The sequence below is a fragment of the Parathalassolituus penaei genome (assembly GCF_026626885.1).
Classification (GTDB): Bacteria; Pseudomonadota; Gammaproteobacteria; order Pseudomonadales; family Oceanobacteraceae; genus Oceanobacter; species Oceanobacter penaei.
Genome location: NZ_JAPNOA010000059.1, coordinates 157,222 through 181,280, shown reverse-complemented (window position 1 = coordinate 181,280; position 24,059 = coordinate 157,222). Strand labels below are relative to the sequence as shown.

Here is a 24,059-nt window from a genome sequence, read left to right as displayed (position 1 = left end):
GTCTGGCTTCAGACGTCCGACCCCAAAAGCGTCCGGCTTCAGACGCCCGACCCGAAATACAACCGCGCAGACGTCCGACCTTCGACGTCTGGCGAACAAAACGAAACAACCGTTAGTCCAGTGAGGAGCACTCATGATCCAGTACATCAAGAAAGGCGCTGCGGCAGAGACCAAAGCGGAAATGAACACTCAGGTGCGTGGCATCGTGGAAGGCATTCTGGCCGACATCGAAGCCCGTGGTGACGCTGCCGTACGCGAATACTCCGAGAAGTTCGACAAGTGGTCCCCGGAGTCTTTCCGTCTGAGCGCTTCCCAGATCCAGGAAGCCATCGCCCAGGTGCCAGCCAGCACCATCGAAGACATCAAGTTCGCCCAGGCGCAGATCCGTCGCTTTGCGCAGATCCAGAAAAGCACCATGCAGGACGTTGAAATCGAAACCCTGCCAGGCGTTGTGCTGGGCCACAAGAACATCCCGGTTAACTCCGTGGGTTGCTACATTCCTGGCGGCAAATACCCGCTGATCGCCTCTGCCCACATGTCAGTGCTGACCGCCAAGGTTGCCGGTGTGAAACGTGTGATCGCCTGTGCGCCACCATTCAACGGTGCTCCATGCCCTGAAATCGTGGCCGCCATGCACATGGCCGGTGCCGATGAAATCTACTGCTTCGGTGGTGTTCAGGCCGTTGCCGCCATGGCAATTGGTACTGAGTCCATCCCGGGCGTTGACATGATCGTAGGCCCAGGTAACGCCTTTGTTGCCGAAGCCAAGCGTCAGCTGTTCGGCCGTGTGGGTATCGACCTGTTCGCAGGCCCAACCGAAACCATGGTGATCTGTGATGACACCGTTGACGCTGAACTGGTCGCGGTTGACCTGCTGGGTCAGGCCGAACACGGCCCAACCTCTCCGGCTTACTGCCTGACTACCAGCAAGAAAATTGCTGAAGAACTGCCAGCCGCCATCGAAACCGTACTGGCCCGTCTGGAAACCCGCGATGTAGCGGCCGTTTCATGGCGCGATTACGGCGAGATCATCCTGTGTGAAACCGACGAAGAGATGCTGCAGGAATCCGAGCGTCTGTGTTCCGAACACGTTCAGGTGATGACCAAAAACCCTGACTGGTTCCTCGAGCGTATGACCAACTACGGCGGTCTGTTCCTCGGCGAACGCACCAACGTGGCTTACGGTGACAAGGTGATTGGCACCAACCACACCCTGCCAACCCAGGGTGCTGGCCGTTACACCGGTGGTCTGTGGGTCGGCAAGTTCATCAAGACTCACACCTACCAGCGCGTTCTGACCGACGAAGCATCGGTAATGGTGGGCGAATACTGCTCACGTCTGTGCAACGCTGAACACATGATGGGCCACAAGGAACAGGCGGACATTCGCGTTCGTCGTCTGGGAGCCAAGTGATCATGACCACCGCAACCCTGAAGCCGCTGGCCGGCAAGGTCGCGGTGGTAACCGGAGGCAGTGGTGGCATTGGTGCCGCCATCTGCCAACGTCTGGCTGAAGCCGGTGCGACCGTGGTAGTGGGCTACAACAGCTCACAACAACCGGCCGAACAACTGGTCAGCCAGATGCCCGCCGCCAGTCAGCCCCATGTGGCACTGGCCGCTCCGGTGACCAATAGCGACGCCATGAAAACCCTGGCTGCTGAAGTGAGCAGCCGTTACGGCCGTTGTGACCTGCTGGTCAACTGCGCCGGTACCACCCGTTATTGCGCTCACGACGACCTTGATGGTCTGGATGACGCCCTGATCGACCAGATTCTGGCCACCAACGTACGCGGGCCCTTTGCTTCCGTACGGGCGTTCAAACCGCTGTTAAAAGCCAGCGGTGCCGGACTGGTGGTGAATATTTCCTCCATTGCCGCGGTGACGGCGATGGGCAGCAACGTGATCTACTGCGCCTCCAAAGCTGCGGTCGACAACATGACCAAATCCCTGGCACGCGCACTGGCCCCGGAAATCCGGGTGCTGTCGGTATCACCGGGACTGGCCGACACCGACTTCGTCAAACAGCTCGACCAGAGCTGGCGCGACGAACAGGCCAGCCGTACACCGCTGAAGCGCCTGGCCATGCCGGAAGAAGTCGCCGACGCCGTGATCGCCGCCGCCACCCACCTGACCTTCACCACCGGTGTGGTGATCCCGGTGGACGGCGGACGGCCTCTCAGCTGATATGTCTGAGGTCTGAGGTCTGAGGTCTGAGGTCTGAGGTCTGAGGTCTGAGGTCTGAGGTCTGAGGTCTGAGGTCTGAGGTCTGAGGTCTGAGGCGGGGCGCGTAGCCTCTGAGGTCTGAGGCGGGACGCGATCTGGCTCCCACGCTCCTGCGTGGTAGCCATCGCCGTTGCATTCCCACGCGGAGCGTGGGAACGAGAAACCGATAAAAAGCGTCCAGCTTCAGACGTCCGACATCCGACGAAAAGCGTCAGACGTCCAGCGTCCGACTTCAGACGAACAAACGAGGAAACCATGAGCAACAAGAATATTCCCGACATCAAACCCGACCACTTCGGTATCAGCGTGCCGGATATGGACGCCTCGCTGGCGTGGTATCAGCGGGTTCTGGGGTTTGAACTGCAGTTCCGGGTTTACCTGGACATCATTCCGGCGCATGTCGCCTTTATCCAGCGCGGCAGTTTCCGGATCGAGCTGTTCCAGCTGGATCAGGCCAAACCGCTGCCGGAAGAGCGTCGTTTACCGAATACCGACCTCACGACTCACGGCAACAAACACATGTGTTTCGGGGTGCAGGACATGGAACAGATGCTGGTGCACCTGCGTGAACAGGACGCCGACATCGTGTTTACCAAGGTGATTCAGGGCACTCCGACCACCTTCTTGCGCGATAACAGCGGCAACCTCATCGAAATGATTGAACTGCCGCATCTGTGGGACTGATCTGGAACGAGGCCGGGCCTCGCTCCCAACAATAAAAACCGGAGACTCCTATGAAACTTGCCACTCTCAACGACGGCAGCCGTAACGGCCGCCTGCTGCTGGTTAACCGTGCCCTGACCCGCATGGTTGCCGCCGATGCCGCCACGACCATGCAGCAACTGATCGAGAACTGGGACAGCCTGGCACCACAACTGGAAGCCCAGAACAGCGCGCTCAACGAGGCGGGCTGGAGCAGCGCCGACGAATTTGATGCCGCCAAACTGATGGCACCGCTGCCGCGTGCCTACCAGTTTGTCGATGCCTCGTCGTTCCTGAACCACGGCAAGATCATGGAAAAGGCCTACAACCTCAGCGTCAAGAAAACCCCGGGCATCCCGATTCTGGTGCAGCGTCAGGGTGACGATTTCCGCAGCGCCGTGGCCAATTACGAGTTTCCGACCGTCGATGACCAGTGCGACTTCGAAGGTGAAATCGCCGTTATCCTCGATGACGTGCCAGCCGGTGTCAGCAAGGCCGACGCCGAACAGCACATCAAGCTGTTTATGCTGATCAACGACGTATCCATGCGTGCGCACCTGTTCCGCGAATTGCAAATGGGCTTTGGCCTGATCAACGCCAAACCGGCGACCACCTTCGCACCGGTAGCCTGCACCGTGGATGAACTGGGTGACAGCTTCAGCAATGGCCGTGTCAACCTCGACCTGCACGTCAAACGCAACAACGAATGGTTCGGCAACCCGAACGGCCGTGAGATGGATTTCAGCTTTGGTGAGCTGATCGCCCACTGGGCCTACAACCGCAACCTGCGCGCCGGCGCGGTGCTGGGCACTGGCACCTTCTCCAACGAAGGCTATCGCACCGTTGGTTCTGCCTGTCTGGCCGAACGTCGCGCGGTGGAAGTGATCGACAGCGGCGAAGCCTCCACACCGTTCATGCAGTTTGGTGAAAGCCTGCAGTTCGAAATGTTCGCTGACGATGGCAGCTCGCTGTTCGGCAAGATCGATCAGACCTTTGTGTGCAGCAAGGGCTGAACGCCTTCGCTCACACGTTTTCGTAAACCAATCAGACAAGCCCGATCACCAGGCGGCCTTTAACGGGGCCGCCTTGCTGACACTCGCCCGTTAAACGCCCTCAGACAGCTTGAAGAGGCGGGCTGTGCAGCGAGGGCGATGGAGTAAAACCGATGAAGGTAATGGTAACCGGCGGCAACGGATTTGTTGGCCGCGTTCTGGTGCAGCGTCTGCTGGACGCTGACACCCGTATTAATGGCGAGGCCATCAGCAGCCTGACCGTCGCCGACATGAGTTGTGCCGGTCTGCCCGACGATGCTCGTCTGCGTTGTGTTGAAGGCAGCATTGCCGACCCGGAAGTACTGGCCAGCGCGCTGGCCGACGAACCGGAACTGGTGTTTCACCTCGCCAGTATTCCCGGTGGTGCCGCCGAACGTAACTTCGAACTGGGTCGTGATGTTAACCTCACCGCCACCATCAACCTGTTCGAAACCCTGCGCGGATTTGCCAAACCGTCACGTCTGGTCTTCACCAGCACCATCGCGGTGTACGGCGCACCACTGCCGGACTTTATTGACGACTTCACACCGCTGCGTCCGCATCTGAGCTACGGCGCCCAGAAGCTGGCCACCGAAGTGCTGCTGCAAGACTACAGCCGTCGCGGCTGGATCGACGGCCGGATCGTGCGTCTGCCGGGTATTGTTGCCCGTCCGCCACAACCGTCCGGCCTGTTGTCGGCCTTCCTCAGTGATATTTTCTGGAAACTCAAAGCCGGTGAAGCCTTCACCTGCCCGGTATCCGAAAACGGCGTCGCCTGGTTTATGTCGGTGCCATGCTGTGTGGATAACCTCATCCACGCCGCCAGCATGGACGAAGCGGTGGTCAAACCGCGCCGCGACTTCACCCTGCCGGTATTGCGCCTGACCATGAAAGAACTGATTGCAGGCCTTGCCGAACGTTACGGTGCCGACCGCCTGCAACTGGTGAGCTTCGAACCCAACGCCGAACTGGAAGCGGGCTTCGCCACCCAGCCTCCAATGGACGCCAGCGCCGCATTGGCGGTGGGCTACAAGCACGACGCCGACATCCAGACCCTGATTGAAGCCGCCACGTCCTGTGCGTGAGCGGTTGGTTAACGGCGGCAGTGCCTACAACAAGGGAGATCTTCGGATCTAATGCCAATCGGTTAAGCACCCGTCGGCATTCCTACACTTCGTTACCGCATCGGATGGTCACGATCTGCTCGGCTTGTTAATTGGCCAGGCCGCTTGCCCTCTTGGGGGACCTTGTCCCCCGGTCGGGCAGGCCTCCCCCTGCTTAGCCCGACTGGGCTCGTGTTTCCGGTTTTCACCGACAACGGCGTTTCGACCCCGGCCCGATGGCACATCCCTGTGCCCTGTCTATCGGTGAAAACGGGGCCTTGCGGGGCATCCATGCCCCGGCTGGGTCGGCCGTTGCGGTGAATCCCGGCTCGCCCAGATGGGCATTGGGCAGCCAGCTGCGCTGGGAAAATTCGTAAATCAATGATCAGGCTGTTTAGAAGTCCTTAACTGATCAGCATTAGATCATCGATCTCCTTTTTGTTTTGGCGCTGACCCTTCCTGACGCTCCCTCAGCTGACCTGCCTGACTCCGCTGCTTATTTGATCAACCGCCTGTGATACCTTTGAGGCCGGTGAATCATCGGCTGCTGTTCAATGTTGGGCGTTCAATTTTGGTCGTTCAATGTTGGGCGGCCGTTGAATCAATGCAATTCAGTAAAAGCAGTTCAGTAAAAGCAGTTCAGTCAGGGCAGTGAATAAACAGGTGTCGGTTGTGATGCAGGCAGGGCGGATTTTGATAGCGGGTCTGATGACTCTGTGGGCAGGGATGGTCGGTATAACGACTGTCCAGGCGGAGCCTGCCGTGTCGGAATCCTTTGTGTATTACGATGTTGAGCCATCCGGGGTGAATGACTTGCTGGCCGAGATCAACCGGCGTTCGCCAATCACCGAAGATGATCATGTGTATCACGGCCACACTGGTTCCAGGGTCGACTGGCGTTTCTGGTGGCGGGATCAGGGGTCGTATTGCCAGATTACCCAGGTCGAAGTGAACGTGACGGTAACCTTCACCATGCCACGACTGCGCAGCAACAACAGCGATGTGCTGGATATCTGGCATGCCTGGTATCCACAGCTGCTGCAACACGAAGAGTTGCACCGCGATATCGCGCTGGAAGCCGCCCGTGATATCGAACTGCAACTACCTTCCTTTAGCGCTGCTACCTGCAGCGACCTCGCCGCTGATGCCAATCAGTGGGCGCAACAGCGTATCGCCGATATGCGCCAGCAGAACCGCGACTATGACGATGAAACCCGTCATGGTGGCACTCAAGGCGCGTGGCTGAGTGATTATCTGCCCTGATCAGCCCATGCTCTGCGGTTAATCCTCGTGAAAGAACCGAACCGGGACTCTCGGTAAATCCGGGTAAATGTCCTGTTTTGTGGGCAGGTGGCGGGTACACTCATCATCTTGTCTGGTAATTGGTTTGCCAGACAACACCGTCTTGCCAATGAATCCCGTCATTGATCACCAGAAGGTTGCGAGCCTGTACATGTGGCAAGACGTGCAAGGCATTGAGGAATGCCACCGGACAGGATTGTTCACTGAACAGGCATTCCTCTTTGTTGGCCCAGCCCGTAAGCTACTGGGTGATTGACTAGCGGGAGCGGGTAATTGGGGATTCCAGCCAGATGTTAAACGTCGCGGTATAACGATAACAACCGTGCAGACATCCGGCTTAGCGAGGGAGTGCGTTCACTGTTTTATCGGATGTGCGGCTGACTGGCTGCAGCAGGGGACACGCATGAATACAACACATTTGCTGGCGGATTATGGTCTTGGCACCTTTTCCATCGCCGGTTCACGCCCGTTTGCCGGGCTGATCATGAACAACCGGGTAGTGGCGGTTGATGCTCTGGTGCCGTTGGCTCGTCATCTGGGTTATGAATTACGCGATACCGGCAGCGTCCGGCAGATTCTCGACAGCTGGTTCTGTAATGAACCGGCGCTGGCGGCGGTGGCTGACTGTCTGCAATTGCATCATTGGCGTCATGCCTGCCTGCAGGTGACGCCGGTGGATGTGGCCTTGCTGCAGGTGCACGCGCCGGTTGATCCGCGCCAGTTCTTCTGTTCCGGTGCCAACTATCGCCAGCACGTGATTGATCTGGTACTCGACCAGCACCGCGACGAATACGAAAACAGCCTCAGCCCCGAGCAGCGGCTGGCGTATGCCCATGAAATGATGGATCGCCGTGCTCAGGGGGAACCCTATGTGTTCTCGAAACCCTGGTCGTCGATCTGTGGGCCGTTCGACAACATCGCTGTCGCCGAAGAATCCCTGCAACCGGATTGGGAGCTGGAACTGGCGGTTGTGATTGGCCGCGAAGCCTGGCAACTGGATGAAGCCAACGCTATGGACGCAGTCGCCGGTTACACACTGGTGAATGACATCACCAACCGCGCGCTGGTGCACCGCGGTGATTTACGCGCCATTGGCAGCGACTGGGTGATGGGCAAAGGCCAACCGGGTTATTCACCAATGGGGCCATACCTGATTCCGGCGCGTCTGGTGCCTGATCCACACAACCTGCGTATGACACTGCGTCTGAACGGCCAGGTGATGCAGGACGAAACCAGCGCCGACATGATTTTCCGCATCCCGCGTTTGCTGGCGTACCTGAGCCAGCGCGTGAAACTTTACCCCGGTGATGTGCTGATTACCGGCTCACCGGCGGGCAATGGCTCCCACTACAACCGCTTCCTGCGGGCCGGGGATGTGATGGAGTGTGAGATCGAAGGCATCGGCTTTCAGCGTAATGCCTGTGTGCCGATGAATCGCCAGCGACTGGTGTAATTTTTCCTCAACGCCGTCTCTTGTATCTGTACCGTAGATTGGGCACGCCGCAGGCGTGCCCAACGCTTGCGTGCATTAAGCCTAATACCTGCCGGTTTATCCGCTCAGCTTTCTGAGTCTTGCTGATACCGTATCCAGTCTGCCAGATTCGGATCTTCGAGTTCGTAACGACCATGACCGACACTGGCAATGATGTTGTTCTTCTTCAGGCGATTCAGGGCATTCTGGATGGTAGCGGTATCCAGCTGGTCGAGACCGAGGCGCTCCGCCATAAAACGGTTGGCTTCCGGTGTGTAGGGACCTTGATAGTCCGGCTCCAGCATACAGCAGAGAACCGCCTGATCGACGGCTTTCAGGCTTTTCCAGATGTTGGCATGTTCATCGCCCTGATCGAGATTTTGCAGGTAGCTCTGGGTGATGCTTGTGATGTCGGTATGGCCTGCGCGCATCAGAATATCCAGCACCTGCTGATAGTCGTAAGGCACTTTTTTGAGCTGCCGGAAGGCCGCCTGACACTCCGCCAGTCGTAGTGAACGGCCAGTTGCCTGCAGGAAGGCATGGTTGAGGTGTTCCAGAAAAGGTGAGCCCAGCTCCGGCAGATCAATTTGTTGGGAGCTGCTGAATAACGGCGCTTTACGGCGGCGAAACAGCTGGTTCAGGCCATTGCGGCTGGAGCCGGTAAACAGCACCTTGATGTGCTGGCGCTGACTATCGAGCAGGCCCCGGAGGGCAAACACCAGCGGTTCAAACTCCTTGTTGGTGGCCAGATGCTGGACTTCATCCAGTACCAGCAACATGGGTTTACCATTTTTCAGCAAGGCGCTGAGGCCGTCGGCAACCAGGTCCAGTTCCACATCAGAGGGGTTGTTGCGGTCCCGACCAATATCGATTCCGGCCAGTGGTGTTTTAATTCCGATCTTGCTGATCTGATCAAGCCATTTCAGCAGAGTCTTGCTCGACGACAACTGTTGGCTGGCGGCCTTGATACCCTGCAGGAGGCATTGCGATGGGGAGTCGAGGCGATCCCAGAATTTGACGTATACGGTCAGTTACTGGTGTTCTCGGCGAGCGGAATCAGATCTCTCAGGGCAAACTCGGTTTTGCCCATGCGGCGTGGTGCAAACAGGGTGTACGACGACGTGGCTCCTCGTGCGAAGGCATCGAGAAACTGTTCAGCCAGTTCAGTTCGAGGGTAATGCCAGTTGATCGTCATGATGGATCTGTTTAGTGGGAGTTAGTAATTGATTTACTGATTTAGTTTTTGATTTTACTAATTTCAACTAATTCGGACGCATCAATCCATATTGTGGTGGTAGACGTGAGCCTGCCTCAAAACACCCAGGGCAGCCGTAGCTGCCCTGGGGTTGTTTTACCGCTGTATTCGCGACGTTTTATTTCAGATCAAAACGGTCGGCGTTCATCACTTTCACCCATGCCTTGACGAAATCGCGCACAAACTTCTCGCGGTTGTCGTTCTGGGCGTACAGCTCGGCGTAGGCACGCAGTACCGAGTTGGAGCCAAACACCAGGTCAACCCGGGTGGCGGTCCATTTCACGGTGCCGGTTTTGCGTTCAACAATCTTGTACAGATTTTTGCCCGCTGGCTGCCACTGGTTGGCCATATCCACCAGATTTACGAAGAAGTCGTTGCTCAGTACGCCCGGCTTGTTGGTGAACACACCGTGCTGGCTGCCGCCGTGGTTGGTGCCCAGTACGCGCATACCACCCAAGAGTACGGTCATTTCCGGTGCGGTCAGGCCCATCAGCTGGGCGCGGTCGAGCAGCATTTCTTCTGGCTGTACCTTGTAGTCAGCCTTCAGCCAGTTACGGAAACCGTCGTGTACCGGTTCCAGTACGTCGAAGGATTCCACATCGGTTTGCTCGGCAGTGGCATCACCACGGCCAGCGGCAAACGGTACGTCGATGTTCACGCCAGCGTCACGGGCGGCTTTTTCGACTGCCGCAGTACCGGCCAGTACGATCAGGTCGGCGATGCTGACGTCTTTGCTGAAACCAACCCGGATGCCCTCCAGTACCGCCAGCACTTTCTGCAGACGTTCCGGTTCGTTACCGGCCCAGTCTTTCTGTGGGGCCAGACGAATGCGGGCACCGTTGGCACCACCGCGGAAGTCGGAACCACGGAAGGTGCGGGCGCTGTCCCAGGCGGTGGCGACCAGTTCTGCCACACTCAGGCCGGAAGCCAGAATCTGGACTTTCAGCGCCATGATGTCGGCGTCATTCAGGTTGTTCACACCCGCCGGGATCGGGTCTTGCCAGATCAGGTCTTCAGCGGGCACATCGGCACCGAGGTAACGGCTCTTTGGACCCATATCGCGGTGAGTCAGCTTGAACCAGGCACGGGCGAATACTTCCGAGAAGTAGTCCTGATCCTGGGCAAAGCGCTCGGAAATCTTGCGGTATTCCGGGTCTACCTTCATGGCCATGTCGGCGTCGGTCATCAGTAGCATACAACGGATCGACGGGTCTTCGACGTCCACCGGTTTGTCTTCTTCACGGATGTCTACCGGGCGCCATTGCCAGGCACCGGCCGGGCTTTTGGTCAGTTCCCACTCGTGGCCCAGCAGCATCTGGAAGTAACCGTTATCCCACTGGGTCGGGTTGGTGGTCCAGGCACCTTCAATACCACTGGTGACGGTATCGCGACCGACACCACGGGTTTTGTGGTTGTTCCAGCCGAGGCCTTGTTCTTCAATGTCGGCGGCTTCCGGGTCCGGGCCAAGGTTGGCGGCGCTGCCATTACCGTGGGCTTTACCAACGGTGTGGCCACCGGCAGTCAGGGCGACGGTTTCTTCATCGTTCATACCCATACGGGCGAAGGTCACGCGGATGTCCTGGGCAGTACGTGCCGGGTCCGGGTTGCCGTCCACACCTTCCGGGTTTACGTAGATCAGGCCCATCATGACGGCGGCCAGCGGGTTTTCGAGGTCACGTTCGCCGGAGTAGCGGGTGCCTTCAGAACCGGTTTTGGCCAGCCATTCTTTTTCAGAACCCCAGTACACGTCTTTTTCTGGATGCCAGATGTCTTCACGACCACCGGCAAAACCGTAGGTTTTCAAGCCCATGGATTCATACGCCATGTTACCGGCCAGAATCATCAGGTCGCCCCAGGAGAGCTTGTTGCCGTACTTCTGTTTGATTGGCCACAACAGGCGACGGGCCTTGTCGAGGTTGGCGTTATCCGGCCAGCTGTTCAGTGGTGCAAAACGCTGGTTGCCGGTGTTGGCACCACCACGGCCGTCCGCCGTGCGGTAAGAACCGGCGGCGTGCCATGCCATACGAATCATCAGGCCGCCGTAGTGGCCCCAATCGGCTGGCCACCATTCCTGGCTTTCGGTCATCAGGTTCTTGAGGTCGGTTTTTACGGCTTCGAGGTCGAGGCTTTTGAAGGCTTCGGCGTAGTTGAAGTCTTCACCCAGCGGATTGGTCTTGCGATCCTGCTGGTGGAGGATGTCGAGGTTGAGGGCATTCGGCCACCAGTTGGTATTGGTGGTGGCGGTGGTGGTCATGCTGCCATGCATTACAGGGCATTTTCCGGCGGAAGTGTTGTTGTTGCTCACGGCTGAAATCCTCTGGCTGAATTGGGTTCAGGGCAGCTTGGCTGGCCTGTTGATGTTCATCTTAGTGGATCTGCGTTATTGGTGAATTTGATTGTGAAAATGAATCCGATAGCTTTTATTTTAGGACGTGAATGGTTAGTTGTGATTGTTGATAGCTAATAAAAGTTCAGGATTCTATGTTTTTAGCTATCGATTGCATTGGCTCGGGTACGTTTGCAGATATCCAGACAGTGAGAATAGTCGGCGGTTGCCTAGGGACACTCTGAAAAACTCTGCACAGCTCTGCGCGAGCGCTGCAGCACGTGTGAGCAAGGCGACGAACGCAGCGAAATGACGAGTCCTTTTCAAGTTCGTCAACACCGCTCAAACGCGCTGCAGCCCGCGCCCTTCGGGGCTTTCGGGATGGTGATGACTCGGTGTCGCCGGTTTTTGACGTAGCCAGCTATGCCATCAAACCGGCTTCGTGATTCATCACCATCCCGATAAGCCAGAGCGGGCACCGAGTTATTCAGAGGGTCCCCGGGTTTCTGGCCGATTGGCCGACAGGAACAAATGGGCCTATTGATACGTGGACTTGCCGTGGATTTCGGGTTTGAGCGGTGGCTGAAATGAATGTCAGCAGGCCGGAGTGGTGTTTTTCCGGTTTTTGCCGGAATGTCTGGATGATTCGTATCCGATTCTGGCGTTTTTGGGAAATTTCCCGCCTGCCAGGCGCTGATAATCTGTAGTGGGCAATTCCCGATAGGGTGACAGGAGTGGGTCATGCAGGCCGAACAGATCGAAATCATGGAGTTCTTGCGTAAGCAGGCTCCGTTCCGGGCGTTGGACAACAAGGTGCTGGAGCAGATTGCTTCTCGCACGGATGTTGCCTATTTCAAGGCTGGCACCCGCATCATGACCTTTGATGAACCCGTGACCGACTGGCACCTGATTCGCAGTGGTGCAGTGGAAGTGTATCGCCGTACCGGAGAACTCTACGACCGCCTGACCGTGGGGGATTATTTCGGTCAGTTTGGTTTGCTGCGTGACAAACGTGTACGTTTCCCGGCCACCGCGGTGGAAGACACCCTGGTGTATCTGATCCCCGAATCCCTGTTTACCGAACTCTTTGAAAAGCACGAATCCTTCGCCGACCAGGTGGAGCTGGAGGACCGTACCCGTCTGAAACAGGCGGTCGCCCGTCAGAACGAAAGCAACCAGCTGATGACCTCGCGGGTCGAGAACCTGCTGCATCGGGAACAGCTGAATGTGCCGGTAACCATGTCGGTGCAGGAAGTGGCTAACCGTATGATTGCCATGGAAGTGACCTGTGCGCTAGTGGTAACGGAGTCTGACCAGCCGATGGCGGCATCACGGCTGGTGGGCATTGTGACCGACAAGGACATTCGGATTCGTCTGGTCGCGACCGGTTTGCCCCACAACACCCCGGTCGAACAGATCATGACCACCCGTATCGCCAGCATCGAACACCATCAATACGTGTTTGAAGCCATGCTGATGATGCTGCGTTTTAACGTGCACCACCTGCCGGTGTTGCGCCATGGCCTGCCGGTGGGCGTGGTGACGCTGCCCGACATTATGCGTTACGAGTCGCAGAACAGCCTGTTTGTGGTGCGCAGTATTTTCCGGGCCCGCAATATTGATGAACTCAAGGTGTTGCGCCCACAAGTGGTCGCCTGTTTCAGCCGTATGGTGGCTGAAGATGCCAACTCCCATATGATCGGCACGGCGATGGCGGTGATTGGCCGCAGCTTCAAACAGCGTTTGCTGGAGCTGGCCGAACAGCAGTTCGGGCCGCCACCGGTGCCGTACTGTTTTCTGGCGCTGGGCTCGATGGCTCGTGAAGAGCAGCTGATTGTTACCGACCAGGATAACGCCCTGATTCTCGACAACCGTTACAACCCGAAAGAGCACGAGGAATACTTCGTACGCCTGTCCAACTTTGTCTGTGATGGCCTCAACGACTGCGGTTATGTGCACTGCGAAGGGGGCATCATGGCGGTGAATCCGAAGTGGCGTAAAACCCTCAAGCAGTGGCAGGACAGCTTCCGTGACTGGATCGAAAACCCGGCGCGTGAAGTGTTGCTCAACACCTTTATTTTCTTCGACCTGCAGGGTGTCTGGGGTCAGACCCAGTGGGCCGAACAGCTCAACCATTTTGTCGCCGACAAGGCCAGCCGCAGCCCGTTGTTCCTGTCAGCCATGGCGCGTGGGGCGCTTGGCCGTACACCACCGCTGGGGTTCTTCCGCAGTTTTGTGATGGAAGAAGACGGCGTGCACAGCCGTACCATCAATATGAAACGCCGTGGCACCGCACCGCTGGCCGACCTCATTCGGGTGCATGCGCTGGCGATGGGATCACTGGCGCATAACTCGTTTGACCGACTGGCCGATCTTGAGGAAGCCAACTTCCTGCCACAAGGGATGGCGGCCGACCTCGCCGATGCGCTGGAGCTGATTGCCATGGTGCGTATTCGTCACCAGGCGCGGGATCTGGAAGCCGGACGTGAGCCGGATAACAACATCGAACCGGATAATTTGTCCGATTTTGAACGTAAAACCCTTAAGGATGCGTTCCAGGTACTGAATAATGCTCAGAAATCGCTACGCTTTCGGTATCAGAACCTCAGGGCTTACGAATGAGCGGATCCTTTCAGAACCGGTTTTTGCGGCATTCGGTGTTCTCGTCCTCCATCACCAAGGGCAGAAGCTGGCCGGAGTTTTACGAATATCAGGCGGCGCGAGTACAACACCCGGCGCTGCGTGATTTTTATGCGGCGGGTATTCCATCCGGAGAAACCCCGCTCTGTAACGTCCCCATGGTGGCGATGGATTTTGAAACCACCGGCCTTGATGCCGACGGTTGTGACATCGTCAGTATTGGCCTGGTGCCGATGACCATCCAGCGTATTTACAACAGCCAGTCGGTACACTGGATTGTGCGCCCGCGCACCGAGTTGTCCGGTGATTCGGTGGTGTTCCACGGCATTACCCACAGCGCCATCGACGACGCCCCCGACCTCTGTATGTTGCTCGACCAGCTGCTGGAACTGCTGCGCGGACGGGTGGTGATAGCACACTGCTGCAGCATCGAACGCAACTTCCTCGATCAGGCCATGAAAGCGCGCTGGGGCGAGGGGGTGTATTTCCCGATGCTCGATACCATGGCGATTGAAAATCGCTTTAATCACGATGGTATCTTCGAGCGCCTGTTAGGTGGTGGCGGTCGTTCGATTCGTCTGGGTGATTGCCGCGCGCGCTACAACCTGCCGTTTTACCATCCGCATCATGCGCAGATTGATGCGCTGGCCTGTGCGGAGTTGTTTCAGGCGCAGATTGCCACGCATTTTTCGCCGACGACGTCGGTGGGGCAGTTGTGGATGTGAGGTAGCCTGTCTGGCGTCTGGCGTCTGGCGTCTGGCGTCTGGCGTCTGACGTCTGAAGTCTGACGGCTACTCGGCTTGTTAATTGGCCTGGCTGCTTGCCCTGCCTGGGGAACCTTGTCCCCCGGCCGGGCGGCCGTCCCCCTGCTTTTGCCCGCTGGGCTCGTGCTTCCGGGTTTCACACACAAGGCCTGATCGACCCCGACCCGATGGCACATCCCTGTGCCAACGGGTCTGGCGGGGCATCCATGCCCCGGCCGGGTCGGGCCTTGGTGTTCAATCCGGCTCGCCCAATGGGCAATTTTCGGTTACCACCTTCGGTGGGTGAATTCGGTGTGTTGATGAATGCTGCTCACCCGACACCCGACACCCGACACCCGACACCCGACACCCGACACCCGACACCCGATCCGAACGCGGCCCGAACCTGCGCGGTTGCTTCCGCTGCTGATTGGCCGTGCTAGTATCGGGGTTCTATCTAAAGGGATTTGTTATGTTCCGCAGTATCCAGAACTTCTTCTCTCCGCTGGTGTACCTGCAAATCTGGTCGCAGCGTATCCGTCTTGTGAACATCAACACTGGTGTTGTGTATGAGGATATTCCCTGGCTGGCGGTGGCGACGGATGCCAAGGGTAAAAAATCGGTTGTCGGTTTTGGCAAGGAGGCGTTGGCGGCGCGTAGTCGTCCTAATGTGGAGCTGCTGAATCCGTTCGACCATCCCCGCATGATTCTGGCGGATTTTGAAATTGCGGAAAAAACCCTCTCGCTGATGTTGCCCAAGGTGTTGTCCGGTAACTGGTTAAAACGTTCGCCACGTCTGCTGATTCAACCCATGGAAAAGCTGGAAGGCGGCCTTGCCGGTGTTGAGCGTGTGATGTTGGTGCAAATGGCGTTGGGGGCGGGGGCCAATCAGGTGATTACCTACACCGGCCCCGACCTGGATCCGGCCGCTATCGACTGGGCCGCGATGGCCAAAAACATGACCACCGTACAGAAACAACGCTGAGGTGCTAATGAGGGTGGCAGGGATCACGCTGGTCGATACCCTCCATGGAAACAAATGATTTTATCGATACCTCGCCAGCCGTTAGCCTGCTTGCTGATAACGGCGCCATTGTGGCGTCGGCATGCCCATCGACGATCATCAGAACGAGAACAATAACAAAGCGTCTTCCTGATCATGGCGGTTTTGACCCGCAAGGCACCCCTGCTGGTGATTGGCGGGCGGGTTGGCCATGAGTGCCGTCTGGCGTCCTGTTCTTGCTCTTGCTCTGTGCACGCGCCCCGCATCCGTGGCGGGAGTGGGCTGTTTGCCTGCCTAGAGGAGAAGCTTGATGTTTGAACCATTTCCGGGGAATTACGTGTGGAACCTGCAAACCAACCTGGCGTTGGTCTGCGGTGGTAACCACGGTGAAGTAGATGTCGCCATCCGTCCAATCAAGGAAGCCGCAGCCAAAGGCGAAGACGCTGGCACCGCGCTGCTGTTTGATAGCTGGATTGCGGTAGCGGATCAGGTTACTCGTAATGCCGAGGCGGATGAAGCCGCCGGTTACACCCTGTCGGCCGGTACCAAATACGGTCGCGCTTTTGGCTATTACCTGTCTGCCGAGCGTATGCAGTCTCGCGATTACGCCCCACGCTGGGAAGCCTACGACAAGGGCCTGCAGCTGTTCCGCAAGTATGTTGAGTGCCGTGGTCTGCACATCGACTTCGTGGAAATCCCGTACGGTGATTCTTCTTTCCCAGGCATCTTTGTGCACGATGGCAGCGGTATTCCGCGTCCGGCGCTGGTGTCTTGCAACGGTCTGGACTCCATGAAAGAGCAGGTCTACATGGCCGGTCACGGTCAGTCCAACCTCGAACGTGGTATGTACACCCTGTTTATCGACCAGCCGGGTACTGGCGAAGCGCTGCGCAAGCGCGGCCTGACCGCTGTGTATAACTCCGAAGCCTGGGCCACTCCGGCTTATGAATATCTGGCCTCCCGTGCGGACGTCATCAGCAGCAAGATCGGTATGTTTGGCCTGTCTCTGGGTGGTTATTACGCCCCGCGCGCAGCCGCCAACGAACCACGTTTTGCCCTCTGTGCGGTTATGGGTGCCAACCATTTATGGGGCAACCTGCAACACCGTCGTCTGCAGCGTGAAGGCGAGAACCCGGTGCCACATTACTGGGATCACGTGATGTGGGTCTGGGGTCATGACAACCTCGATTCCTTCATGAAGTACTGCGACAACATCACCCTCGATGGCCAGATCGAAAAGATCAAAATGCCATTCCTGATCACCCATGGTCAGGGCGACCGTCAGGTGCCGGTATCCGACGCCTACCGTTGCAAGGAGCAGGCGGTGAATGCCGCCAAGTGTGATATTCGCGTGTTCACGCCGGAAGACTTCGAGATTGAACACTGCGGCGCCGACAACGGCACGGCCATGCGTGACTTTATCGCCGATTGGTGTGCCCAGACCTTCGCCGAGCTGGAGTAAGTCATGAGCACCCGTCCGATCGAAGGCATTCATCCGTTATTCAGTCTGGAAGGTAAAACCGCGCTGATCACCGGTGCTACTCGTGGCATCGGACTCGGCATTGCCCGCTGTCTGGCCATGGCCGGGGCGAAGGTGCTGGTCAGCAGTGAAAGCCCGGCCGACTGTTACCGGGTGGCGGCCGCTCTGCAAGCCGAAGGATTACGGGCCGATGCCATGCCAGCGGATATGAGCCGGCGTGAGCAGGTGCTGGAACTGGCGGCGCGGGTCGAACGGGCGGGTGGTGTGCAGGTGCTGGTGTGTAATGCCGGAGTGTCATTACACAACGGCCCCCTGCACCGTGCATCCGAGGAAGACTGGGATCGCACCATGACCATCAATCTGCGCAGTGCCCACTGGTTAACTTCGGCACTGGCGCCACAAATGGCTGATCTGGGTGGTGGCAGCATTGTGCTGATGGCCAGTCTGTCAGCCATGCGTGGTAATCGGTCGATTGGTTTGTATGGCATGAGCAAGGCCGCGCTGGCGCAGCTGGCGCGCAATCTGGCGGTGGAATGGGGGCCTGCCGGTGTCCGTGCCAACGCTATTGCTCCAGGCTTGATTGATACCGAACTGGCGAAACCTTTTCATGCCGATCCGGAGCTGCTGGCGCGCCGTATGGTGATGACGCCGCTGCGTCGTATGGGCAAGGTCGATGAAGTGGCCGCGGTTGCGCTGTTACTGGCATCGGCTGGTGGTGCCTTTATTACCGGCCAGACGCTGGTGGTGGATGGCGGCACCTTGATTACCGACGGCAGCTGATACTGCCGGATTCAGAATACTGTTAGTCGTAACACCTCTGGTCGCCTGGCGGCCGGAAACCTGCAACAACGTCCGAACCGTTTACAAAAACAACAACAAACGGATAACAACATGAGCAAACTTCTGCCTTTCCAGCGTGTGGTGACAGGCCACAATGCCATGGGCCGCGCCATTATTGCTGAAGCCGGAATCCCTCCGGTGATTCACGATCTGGCCGCCGTCCCCGGCACCCGTTTTTATGAAATCTGGAATACCAGCATGATGCCCGTGCTGGTGGATAACGCCTCTGATCCAACCTTGCGGCCCCTGAAACTGGCACCCGATGCCAATGGTTCGGTGATTCGGGTGGTGGATATTCCCCCCGACAGCCAGCAGAACACCATTTCCGCCGCCGACGCCGCTCGCGCCTTTGCTGAAATCGGCCAGGCCCATGCCCACTCGGGCGATGATCAACCCCACAAACTCATGCACCGCACCGAAACCCTCGACTACGGCATTGTGGTTGCGGGAGAGGTCTGGTTGGTGCTCGACGAAGAAGAAATCCATCTCAAAGCCGGAGATATCGTGGTACAGCGTGGCACCAACCACGCCTGGAGTAACCGCACCGAGGAAATGGCACGGATGGTATTTGTGCTGCTGGATGGCCGTTTTGCACTCTGAATCCGGGTGTCGGCGTTTGTCACCGAATCAACTGCAAGGAATCACCATGAAACACCTGTTACACAGCCTGCCGATGCGGGCCCGCGTGTTCGCTGCTCTGCTGGTTTGTTTGCTGCTGGCGGGGCAGGCCCAGGCGGCTGCTACACCCGGACGCCAGCAAGCTCGTCTGTATGCCTACAACATCGCCAGCACCCTGCTGATGTATTACAACCCGCGTTACGACAACCGCGACCAGAAGGTACAGGCGCAATACCGCGGTGATCTCACCATGTTGCAGGGCTGGTTGCAGAACAACCCGGACCCCGAGGCCAGCAAGATGGTGGCGGAAATGGCCAGCCAGATTCGTGAGCTGGAAAAACAGACCGACGAAGTGGCGCACCTGCGCCCGGTCTGGCTGAACCGTATCCTCGAATTGCAGGCACGTCTGGACGAACATCTGGACGCCGCCGACAAGGGCAAATCGGGGTTTGAACAGCAACTGGCGCAGCTGGAAATCCATCTGGCCATGCAGAACCTCGGTTATCAGGTCACCACGTTTGGATCGGTAGCGTTTTATCCACTGGGTGGCCGTGCCGATATGATGGAAGAACTCGACCGCCTGATCAGTGCGGAACTGGACGCCCTGAGTGCTCATACCGGCACCTTGAGTATCCGTGCCGCCGATGCGCTCGACAAAGTGCAGTCGCGTTACCGCTTTATCCGCCCGCGTCTGGTTGGCCATCGTGATGACTGGGTACCCAATCTCGTCGCCCGCTACTGCCAGGACATGCTCGAACTCACCGCAACCCTGGCGATGTAGTGGCTGTACCGGAGGTTCTGCGATCGGGGGCAGGCCTGATACCAGGAAAACCGGGCAATGATTGGCAAGGATATGGATGGGCAGGGAGGCCGCGTTATCTGGTGCCATGTACCGGATAACGCGCCGGATTCCGGACGTTTAATTGCTCGCGTAAGAGCTGTACAGATCCGAGAAGGAGATGTTGTAGGTAAAACTGATGGTTGCCGTATTCGGATAGACGCTCTCCTTAGAGCTTTTGGTGGACAAATCCAGCAGCAAACCCAGTTTGAATTTGTCTCCGTTATTAAAGGCATCAAAGGACATCGTCATATCGGTTCGTATCCGCAATTTGCAGGCAGTGCGATCAGAAACCTCGGACTGCAGTCGGCATCCGGCGGCCATCAGATCAATATAGGATTCGGGAGAAACAGCCCAGCGATATCCTCCAAAAAAGTCATAGCGGTAATCCATGCTGGTACTGCTTGTTGCGTCGGTACTGGTTGTCGGCCGCTCGTACATGTGCCCTTCAATACCCACGGTTGGGCCATAAAAGATTTTCCCTTCGCTGGTTTCGATAAACCCCCAGGGGGTGTTTTCTCTAGGCGCTTTTTCTTTTGGGCTCAATGGCATCCATGTCCACTGATGCTTCAGGGTCAGGCTGTACCGGGTTTCATCAGTGCTTGTATTGGTATTGTTTGTATCATTTGTAGCGGGATTGAATTTGACAGCCCCGATGCCGATATCCATTTCACGATGAAGACGCTGGTTACCATAGGGTTGCATGTATTGGTAAAAACCGGCCGTTGCGGTTTTATCGCCAGAAAATCGGGTGGAGGCAGAATACTGGGCCCCGAGATAAAAGCGACGGATTGGATCGTGGTAGGTATCAAACGTATCCAGATGGATATCCAGACTATTGGTGTTATCAGTGGCAAGCGATTCTGACAGGTTCTTGAGTTCGGCCTTGCCATTCTCGTCAAGTGTGTTGGATAGCTGGCGTGCAATCAGTACGTTAAAGCGTTTTTGATTCTCTTTCTGTTGTCTGGACTTCAGAGCGGCCTGTTCTCGGATCAGCTGGTCAAGTCTGGTGGTATCTACACCGGCGTTTTCATCCCGTATCCGTTTAATGAGGCTGTTGTCTTCTGTCACCAGCAGCTGGGCGGCTTCGTCAAAATCAGCCAGCATGCTGTAGAGCTGGTATCTGGCTTCAAGAAGGCGGGTTTTGAGTTCGGATTTTTGGGTATCCGTCAGATCAGTATCAGTGAATTTGTCAATTTCCGGGTGTTTTTCCAGCGACTTGATATTGCCCAGCACGTCGTACAGTTGCCATTGCTCGGCAGGGCGCAGCAGGTAGAGGGTGGTGCCATTGTCGGTGATGGCATATTGCTGTTTTAGCTCCGATATCTTTGTCAATGTTTTAACCAGAGGGGTATCGGAAAGTGTTATTGCGGAGCCTGTTGAAGGGGAAGGACCGAAGAGCGCTGCAGTTGCTGCGCTCTGTTCCTCTGTATTGGCGCTTTCCCACTGGGCGCGAGTGTTCTTGAGCAGATCTCCAGGAATGGTTTTGAACGGTGTCAGCGCTTTTTCAACAGCCGAAACTCTGGTTGTGAGATTTGCAATCGCAGTGTTATGAGCTTCAGCATCCGTGATGGAAACATCAGATCGCAGGCTGTCAGTGTTTTGGCAATATAAATTATCCCCACCGTTGAAGGCGGAGTTCGTCTTTTCCAGCTCCTTGCTGATATCACTGATCAGGCCTTCTGTCAGCTGTTTTGCTGCTTCCTTGTTCCTGTACATGCTGTAGTTTGTGTCTTTGAGTTGCTCCGATTTTTCGTACAGATTCCGGCAGCTGGTCAAAAGACCTTTTGCGGTGCTGCCGTCTGGTTCCTCGCCCGTTGCAAAGGCGACTTCGGAAATTGTGGGAGATATCAGAAAGATAAGTGATGAAACAAAACAGCTTTTAAGGTTCATATATAACTCCTTTTAAGAATGAAAGGCTTGTGGCCGTATCCGGGACTCTTTGAATAATGCTGCGCACTCTGTGCGAGTCCTGCACATCTGCTTCGTGATTCAGAAGCACCCGGAATCCAGAGCGGGCTCCCGGTTATTCAAGGATATGCCTATATATGTTTCATATTGAACGGCTTCTGGAACTGTCCGCTTGGTTTAGCTGATACGGTGCTTTGGTGATGAGCGGTATATTGATTGACAGGATATGGCCTTGCGATATTGGAAATGGAAACATCCTGTCTGTATTTGTGCAGAACTGTGCAGGGTTATTCATCGGATCCCTGGGGTATTCCGGCCAGCCTCCCGTGAGCGCTGTGTCGCTTGCCGTGCCTCACCCCATGCGTTGCGGGATTCGTTCCAGCAAGGCTTCGATGGTCAGTCGTGTCCGGTAAGGCAGATAGGCGCTGCGTGGCCAGATGACGTGGATGTCGAACGACAGTACGCGGTTGTAGTCCATCACGCTGTCCAGCTGACCGGTTTTCACGTAGGGATTGCCGAGCCAGCAGGGTAGCCAAGCGAGGCCATCGCCTTCGATGGCGGCGTCGGCGATGACTTGCAGGTCGTCGTGGCATTGGCGTCCTTGCATACGGATTTCCCGTTGCTGGCCGTCGTGGTCGAGTACCCGCCAGCGGGAATGGTCGCTGGCGGTGCCGTAAAGAATGCCGGTGTGTGCCTGTATTTCCTCGATGGTTGTTGGCCGTCCATGGGCTGCCAGGTAGACGGGGGAGGCGTAGATGCCCATGCGCTGGCGGCCTATCGGACGGGCGATCAGTGAGGATGAGTCAGGCAGTTCGCCGATGCGTATAGCCAGATCAAAGCCTTCGTCGGCGATGTCGACGACCCGGTCGCTGAAGGATATGGCGACGTCAAGGCGCGGGTGGGTTCGTAACAGCTCGCGCATCACCGGGGCCACGCAGTGGCGACCAAACAGCACGGGAGCGCTGATTTTGACCCGTCCTTCGGCTCCCTGACGCTCATCGCGCAGGGCGGTTTCCATATCCCGCAGTTCGGCCAGCCAGCGGCGGCAATGTTCGTAATAGCGGCTGCCTTCGTCGGTCAGGGTTTGCTGGCGGGTCGTGCGATGGAACAGCCGGATGCCCAGTCGTGCTTCGGTGCGGGCAATGGATTTGGCGATGGCCGAGCGGGTAACGCGATGGCGGGCCGCGGCGGCGGTGAAGCTGCCGGTTTCGACGACGTCGAGAAAGGTGGGAATGTCATTCAGACCGGTGTCCGTCATGGGTGCTCGTGCTCTGTCAGAAGGCCGGATAATGGTCGGCGTATGATCACAAAAACGACCGCTTATTTGTATCTTTAGGTTCTCCAATACTGGTAATAACTCTCTACATTGAAGAAAAATGATCTCTTTATAATCCCTCAAATCACTTCTCGCCATGGCATCTCCGGGGTGCGATGGCCTCCATTTGAACGAGGGTCCCATGAATCATTGCTTCAAGATCATCACCGCACTTGCCCTGAGTGCTGCCGCTGCGACCGGCCAGGCCGCCGATCATCTTTCCATGCCGACGGAGCAGGCGCCGGGCTTTTTCCGCGAGCGGGTCGGCACGGCCCTGCTGACGGCCTTGTACGATGGTGACTTCAGCCTGAAGCCGACACTGCTGAAGGGCATGGCGGCAGACAGTATCCAGCATCTGCTGGCACAGATGTTCCAGGACAGCGGCCCGGTCGTACAGACGGCGGTGAACGCTTATCTGGTGCAGACCGCCGATCAGCTGGTGCTGGTGGATGCGGGGGCGGCGGCCTGTTTCGGGCCGACCATGGGCCACATCGTCAGCAATCTGCAAGCCGCAGGTTATCAGCCGGAAGACGTGGATGTGGTGTTGCTGACGCACATGCACCCGGACCATATCTGTGGTCTGGTGGATGGCGATGGCCAGGCGGTGTTTTCTCGCGCCACGGTCTGGGGGGCGGGCGACGAGGCTGCGTACTGGCTGGATCCGGCCATTGCCCGCCAGGCCGCCGAGAGCAACCGGCCGTTTTTCGCGATGGCGCAGCAGGCCATTGCGCCTTACCGCAAGGCCGGGCGTTTTCGAACCTTTGCGCCGGGCGACGCGCTGCCTGCCGGGTTCAGTGTGGTGCCAAGTCCGGGCCATACGCCCGGTCATACCTCGTACCTGTTCCACTCGGAGGCCGACAATCTGCTGATCTGGGGCGATATCATTCACGCCTATGCGGTGCAGTTGCCGCATCCGGAAGTTTCAATCGAGTTTGATACAACGCCTGCCCGCGCGATTGAATCCCGGCAGCGTTTGCTGCAGCAGGTGGCCGGTGAGAAGCTGCTGGTGGCCGGTGCTCATATGCCGTTCCCGGGGGTTGGCCATATCCGCAAGGATGAGCAGGGCTATCACTGGGTACCGGTCGAGTTTGGACCGCTCAAGCCTCTGAATTAATCCGGTATTGGTCTCTGCGACGCTGGTTTCGTCGGGCGTCTCGTGTACCGGTGGGCGTACTGTTCTGCCGGTGTTCCGGGTCTGACTGGCCGCTGAAACCGGGTTCGCATGGGGCGCCGACTGGGCTGCCGGAAACGTACAGGA

20 protein-coding genes are annotated in these 24,059 nt (G+C 57.4%); 15 read left to right on the top strand and 5 right to left on the bottom strand.

Annotated features, from left to right (window positions below):
* Positions 1 to 133: 133 nt before the first annotated feature.
* The 7 genes from hisD (at position 134) to OUO13_RS18980 (ending at position 7,814) form a co-directional block, all read left to right on the top strand.
* Positions 134 to 1,414, top strand: coding sequence for a histidinol dehydrogenase (gene hisD, locus OUO13_RS19010; RefSeq protein ID WP_283175486.1), 1,281 nt, complete (start codon positions 134 to 136; stop codon positions 1,412 to 1,414).
* 2 nt (positions 1,415 to 1,416) lie between these two features.
* Entirely contained in the window at positions 1,417 to 2,184 is a 768-nt protein-coding gene (locus tag OUO13_RS19005; RefSeq protein WP_283175485.1) for an SDR family NAD(P)-dependent oxidoreductase, read from the top strand.
* Between the two features lie 294 nt (positions 2,185 to 2,478).
* Positions 2,479 to 2,907, top strand: a complete 429-nt coding sequence (locus OUO13_RS19000; protein ID WP_283175484.1) for a VOC family protein — start codon at positions 2,479 to 2,481, stop codon at positions 2,905 to 2,907.
* Positions 2,908 to 2,957: 50 nt separating this feature from the next.
* On the top strand, positions 2,958 to 3,938 hold the full coding sequence (locus tag OUO13_RS18995; RefSeq protein WP_283175483.1) for a fumarylacetoacetate hydrolase family protein: 981 nt from the start codon (positions 2,958 to 2,960) through the stop codon (positions 3,936 to 3,938).
* A gap of 152 nt (positions 3,939 to 4,090) precedes the next feature.
* Positions 4,091 to 5,041, top strand: a complete 951-nt coding sequence (locus OUO13_RS18990) for an NAD-dependent epimerase/dehydratase family protein (protein WP_283175482.1) — start codon at positions 4,091 to 4,093, stop codon at positions 5,039 to 5,041.
* Between the two features lie 780 nt (positions 5,042 to 5,821).
* Positions 5,822 to 6,322: a DUF922 domain-containing Zn-dependent protease gene (locus OUO13_RS18985; protein ID WP_283175481.1), complete on the top strand. Its 501-nt coding sequence runs from the start codon at positions 5,822 to 5,824 to the stop codon at positions 6,320 to 6,322.
* 442 nt (positions 6,323 to 6,764) lie between these two features.
* On the top strand, positions 6,765 to 7,814 hold the full coding sequence (locus tag OUO13_RS18980; protein WP_283175480.1) for a fumarylacetoacetate hydrolase family protein: 1,050 nt from the start codon (positions 6,765 to 6,767) through the stop codon (positions 7,812 to 7,814).
* A 104-nt stretch (positions 7,815 to 7,918) separates the two neighbouring features.
* Here the strand turns inward: OUO13_RS18980 and OUO13_RS18975 are convergent, their stop codons facing one another.
* From OUO13_RS18975 to katG, 3 genes are all read right to left on the bottom strand, one after another.
* Complete coding sequence (locus OUO13_RS18975) at positions 7,919 to 8,779, bottom strand: ATP-binding protein (RefSeq protein WP_283175479.1); 861 nt, start codon at positions 8,777 to 8,779, stop codon at positions 7,919 to 7,921.
* A gap of 80 nt (positions 8,780 to 8,859) precedes the next feature.
* The gene (locus OUO13_RS18970) at positions 8,860 to 9,027 is read right to left on the bottom strand and encodes a hypothetical protein (RefSeq protein ID WP_283175478.1); all 168 of its coding nucleotides are present in this window, start codon (positions 9,025 to 9,027) and stop codon (positions 8,860 to 8,862) included.
* Between the two features lie 178 nt (positions 9,028 to 9,205).
* Complete coding sequence (gene katG, locus OUO13_RS18965) at positions 9,206 to 11,392, bottom strand: catalase/peroxidase HPI (RefSeq protein ID WP_283175477.1); 2,187 nt, start codon at positions 11,390 to 11,392, stop codon at positions 9,206 to 9,208.
* A gap of 762 nt (positions 11,393 to 12,154) precedes the next feature.
* Between katG and OUO13_RS18960 the strand changes: the two genes are divergently transcribed.
* The 7 genes from OUO13_RS18960 to OUO13_RS18930 all read left to right on the top strand — a co-directional run bounded on the left by OUO13_RS18960 (position 12,155) and on the right by OUO13_RS18930 (position 19,518).
* Positions 12,155 to 14,035 (top strand): DUF294 nucleotidyltransferase-like domain-containing protein, encoded by a 1,881-nt coding sequence (locus OUO13_RS18960; RefSeq protein ID WP_283175476.1) that lies wholly within the window; start codon positions 12,155 to 12,157, stop codon positions 14,033 to 14,035.
* The gene (locus OUO13_RS18955; RefSeq protein ID WP_283175475.1) at positions 14,032 to 14,778 is read left to right on the top strand and encodes a 3'-5' exonuclease; all 747 of its coding nucleotides are present in this window, start codon (positions 14,032 to 14,034) and stop codon (positions 14,776 to 14,778) included. The genes OUO13_RS18960 and OUO13_RS18955 overlap by 4 nt, the downstream gene beginning before the upstream one ends.
* Positions 14,779 to 15,268: 490 nt before the next feature.
* The gene (locus tag OUO13_RS18950; protein ID WP_283175474.1) at positions 15,269 to 15,781 is read left to right on the top strand and encodes a rod shape-determining protein; all 513 of its coding nucleotides are present in this window, start codon (positions 15,269 to 15,271) and stop codon (positions 15,779 to 15,781) included.
* Between the two features lie 328 nt (positions 15,782 to 16,109).
* Complete coding sequence (locus OUO13_RS18945) at positions 16,110 to 17,261, top strand: alpha/beta hydrolase family protein (protein ID WP_283175473.1); 1,152 nt, start codon at positions 16,110 to 16,112, stop codon at positions 17,259 to 17,261.
* 3 nt (positions 17,262 to 17,264) lie between these two features.
* The gene (locus OUO13_RS18940; RefSeq protein WP_283175472.1) at positions 17,265 to 18,059 is read left to right on the top strand and encodes an SDR family NAD(P)-dependent oxidoreductase; all 795 of its coding nucleotides are present in this window, start codon (positions 17,265 to 17,267) and stop codon (positions 18,057 to 18,059) included.
* A 111-nt stretch (positions 18,060 to 18,170) separates the two neighbouring features.
* Entirely contained in the window at positions 18,171 to 18,719 is a 549-nt protein-coding gene (locus OUO13_RS18935) for a cupin domain-containing protein (RefSeq protein WP_283175471.1), read from the top strand.
* Positions 18,720 to 18,765: 46 nt separating this feature from the next.
* Positions 18,766 to 19,518, top strand: a complete 753-nt coding sequence (locus OUO13_RS18930) for a hypothetical protein (protein ID WP_283175470.1) — start codon at positions 18,766 to 18,768, stop codon at positions 19,516 to 19,518.
* Positions 19,519 to 19,656: 138 nt separating this feature from the next.
* Here OUO13_RS18930 and OUO13_RS18925 read toward each other — a convergent pair whose 3' ends face one another.
* Both OUO13_RS18925 and OUO13_RS18920 read right to left on the bottom strand, forming a co-directional pair.
* Positions 19,657 to 21,468 carry a hypothetical protein gene (locus OUO13_RS18925; protein WP_283175469.1) on the bottom strand — a complete coding sequence of 604 codons (1,812 nt, stop codon included), beginning with the start codon at positions 21,466 to 21,468 and terminating at the stop codon, positions 19,657 to 19,659.
* Between the two features lie 370 nt (positions 21,469 to 21,838).
* Complete coding sequence (locus tag OUO13_RS18920) at positions 21,839 to 22,744, bottom strand: LysR family transcriptional regulator (protein WP_283175468.1); 906 nt, start codon at positions 22,742 to 22,744, stop codon at positions 21,839 to 21,841.
* Between the two features lie 199 nt (positions 22,745 to 22,943).
* Between OUO13_RS18920 and OUO13_RS18915 the strand changes: the two genes are divergently transcribed.
* Positions 22,944 to 23,915: an MBL fold metallo-hydrolase gene (locus OUO13_RS18915; RefSeq protein WP_283175467.1), complete on the top strand. Its 972-nt coding sequence runs from the start codon at positions 22,944 to 22,946 to the stop codon at positions 23,913 to 23,915.
* Positions 23,916 to 24,059: the final 144 nt, after the last annotated feature.

Excerpts from the sequence above, each read along its gene's own strand:
- OUO13_RS18920 (WP_283175468.1), bottom strand. The coding sequence starts at position 22,744 with ATGACGGACACCGGTCTGAATGACATTCCCACCTTTCTCGACGTCGTC.
- OUO13_RS19000 (WP_283175484.1), top strand. The coding sequence starts at position 2,479 with ATGAGCAACAAGAATATTCCCGACATCAAACCCGACCACTTCGGTATC.
- OUO13_RS18980 (WP_283175480.1), top strand. The coding sequence starts at position 6,765 with ATGAATACAACACATTTGCTGGCGGATTATGGTCTTGGCACCTTTTCC.
- OUO13_RS18945 (WP_283175473.1), top strand. The coding sequence starts at position 16,110 with ATGTTTGAACCATTTCCGGGGAATTACGTGTGGAACCTGCAAACCAAC.
- OUO13_RS19005 (WP_283175485.1), top strand. The coding sequence starts at position 1,417 with ATGACCACCGCAACCCTGAAGCCGCTGGCCGGCAAGGTCGCGGTGGTA.
- OUO13_RS18940 (WP_283175472.1), top strand. The coding sequence starts at position 17,265 with ATGAGCACCCGTCCGATCGAAGGCATTCATCCGTTATTCAGTCTGGAA.
- OUO13_RS18930 (WP_283175470.1), top strand. The coding sequence starts at position 18,766 with ATGAAACACCTGTTACACAGCCTGCCGATGCGGGCCCGCGTGTTCGCT.
- OUO13_RS18950 (WP_283175474.1), top strand. The coding sequence starts at position 15,269 with ATGTTCCGCAGTATCCAGAACTTCTTCTCTCCGCTGGTGTACCTGCAA.
- OUO13_RS18955 (WP_283175475.1), top strand. The coding sequence starts at position 14,032 with ATGAGCGGATCCTTTCAGAACCGGTTTTTGCGGCATTCGGTGTTCTCG.
- OUO13_RS18960 (WP_283175476.1), top strand. The coding sequence starts at position 12,155 with ATGCAGGCCGAACAGATCGAAATCATGGAGTTCTTGCGTAAGCAGGCT.
- OUO13_RS18990 (WP_283175482.1), top strand. The coding sequence starts at position 4,091 with ATGAAGGTAATGGTAACCGGCGGCAACGGATTTGTTGGCCGCGTTCTG.
- OUO13_RS18925 (WP_283175469.1), bottom strand. The coding sequence starts at position 21,468 with ATGAACCTTAAAAGCTGTTTTGTTTCATCACTTATCTTTCTGATATCT.
- OUO13_RS18995 (WP_283175483.1), top strand. The coding sequence starts at position 2,958 with ATGAAACTTGCCACTCTCAACGACGGCAGCCGTAACGGCCGCCTGCTG.
- OUO13_RS18915 (WP_283175467.1), top strand. The coding sequence starts at position 22,944 with ATGAATCATTGCTTCAAGATCATCACCGCACTTGCCCTGAGTGCTGCC.
- OUO13_RS18935 (WP_283175471.1), top strand. The coding sequence starts at position 18,171 with ATGAGCAAACTTCTGCCTTTCCAGCGTGTGGTGACAGGCCACAATGCC.
- OUO13_RS18970 (WP_283175478.1), bottom strand. The coding sequence starts at position 9,027 with ATGACGATCAACTGGCATTACCCTCGAACTGAACTGGCTGAACAGTTT.
- hisD (WP_283175486.1), top strand. The coding sequence starts at position 134 with ATGATCCAGTACATCAAGAAAGGCGCTGCGGCAGAGACCAAAGCGGAA.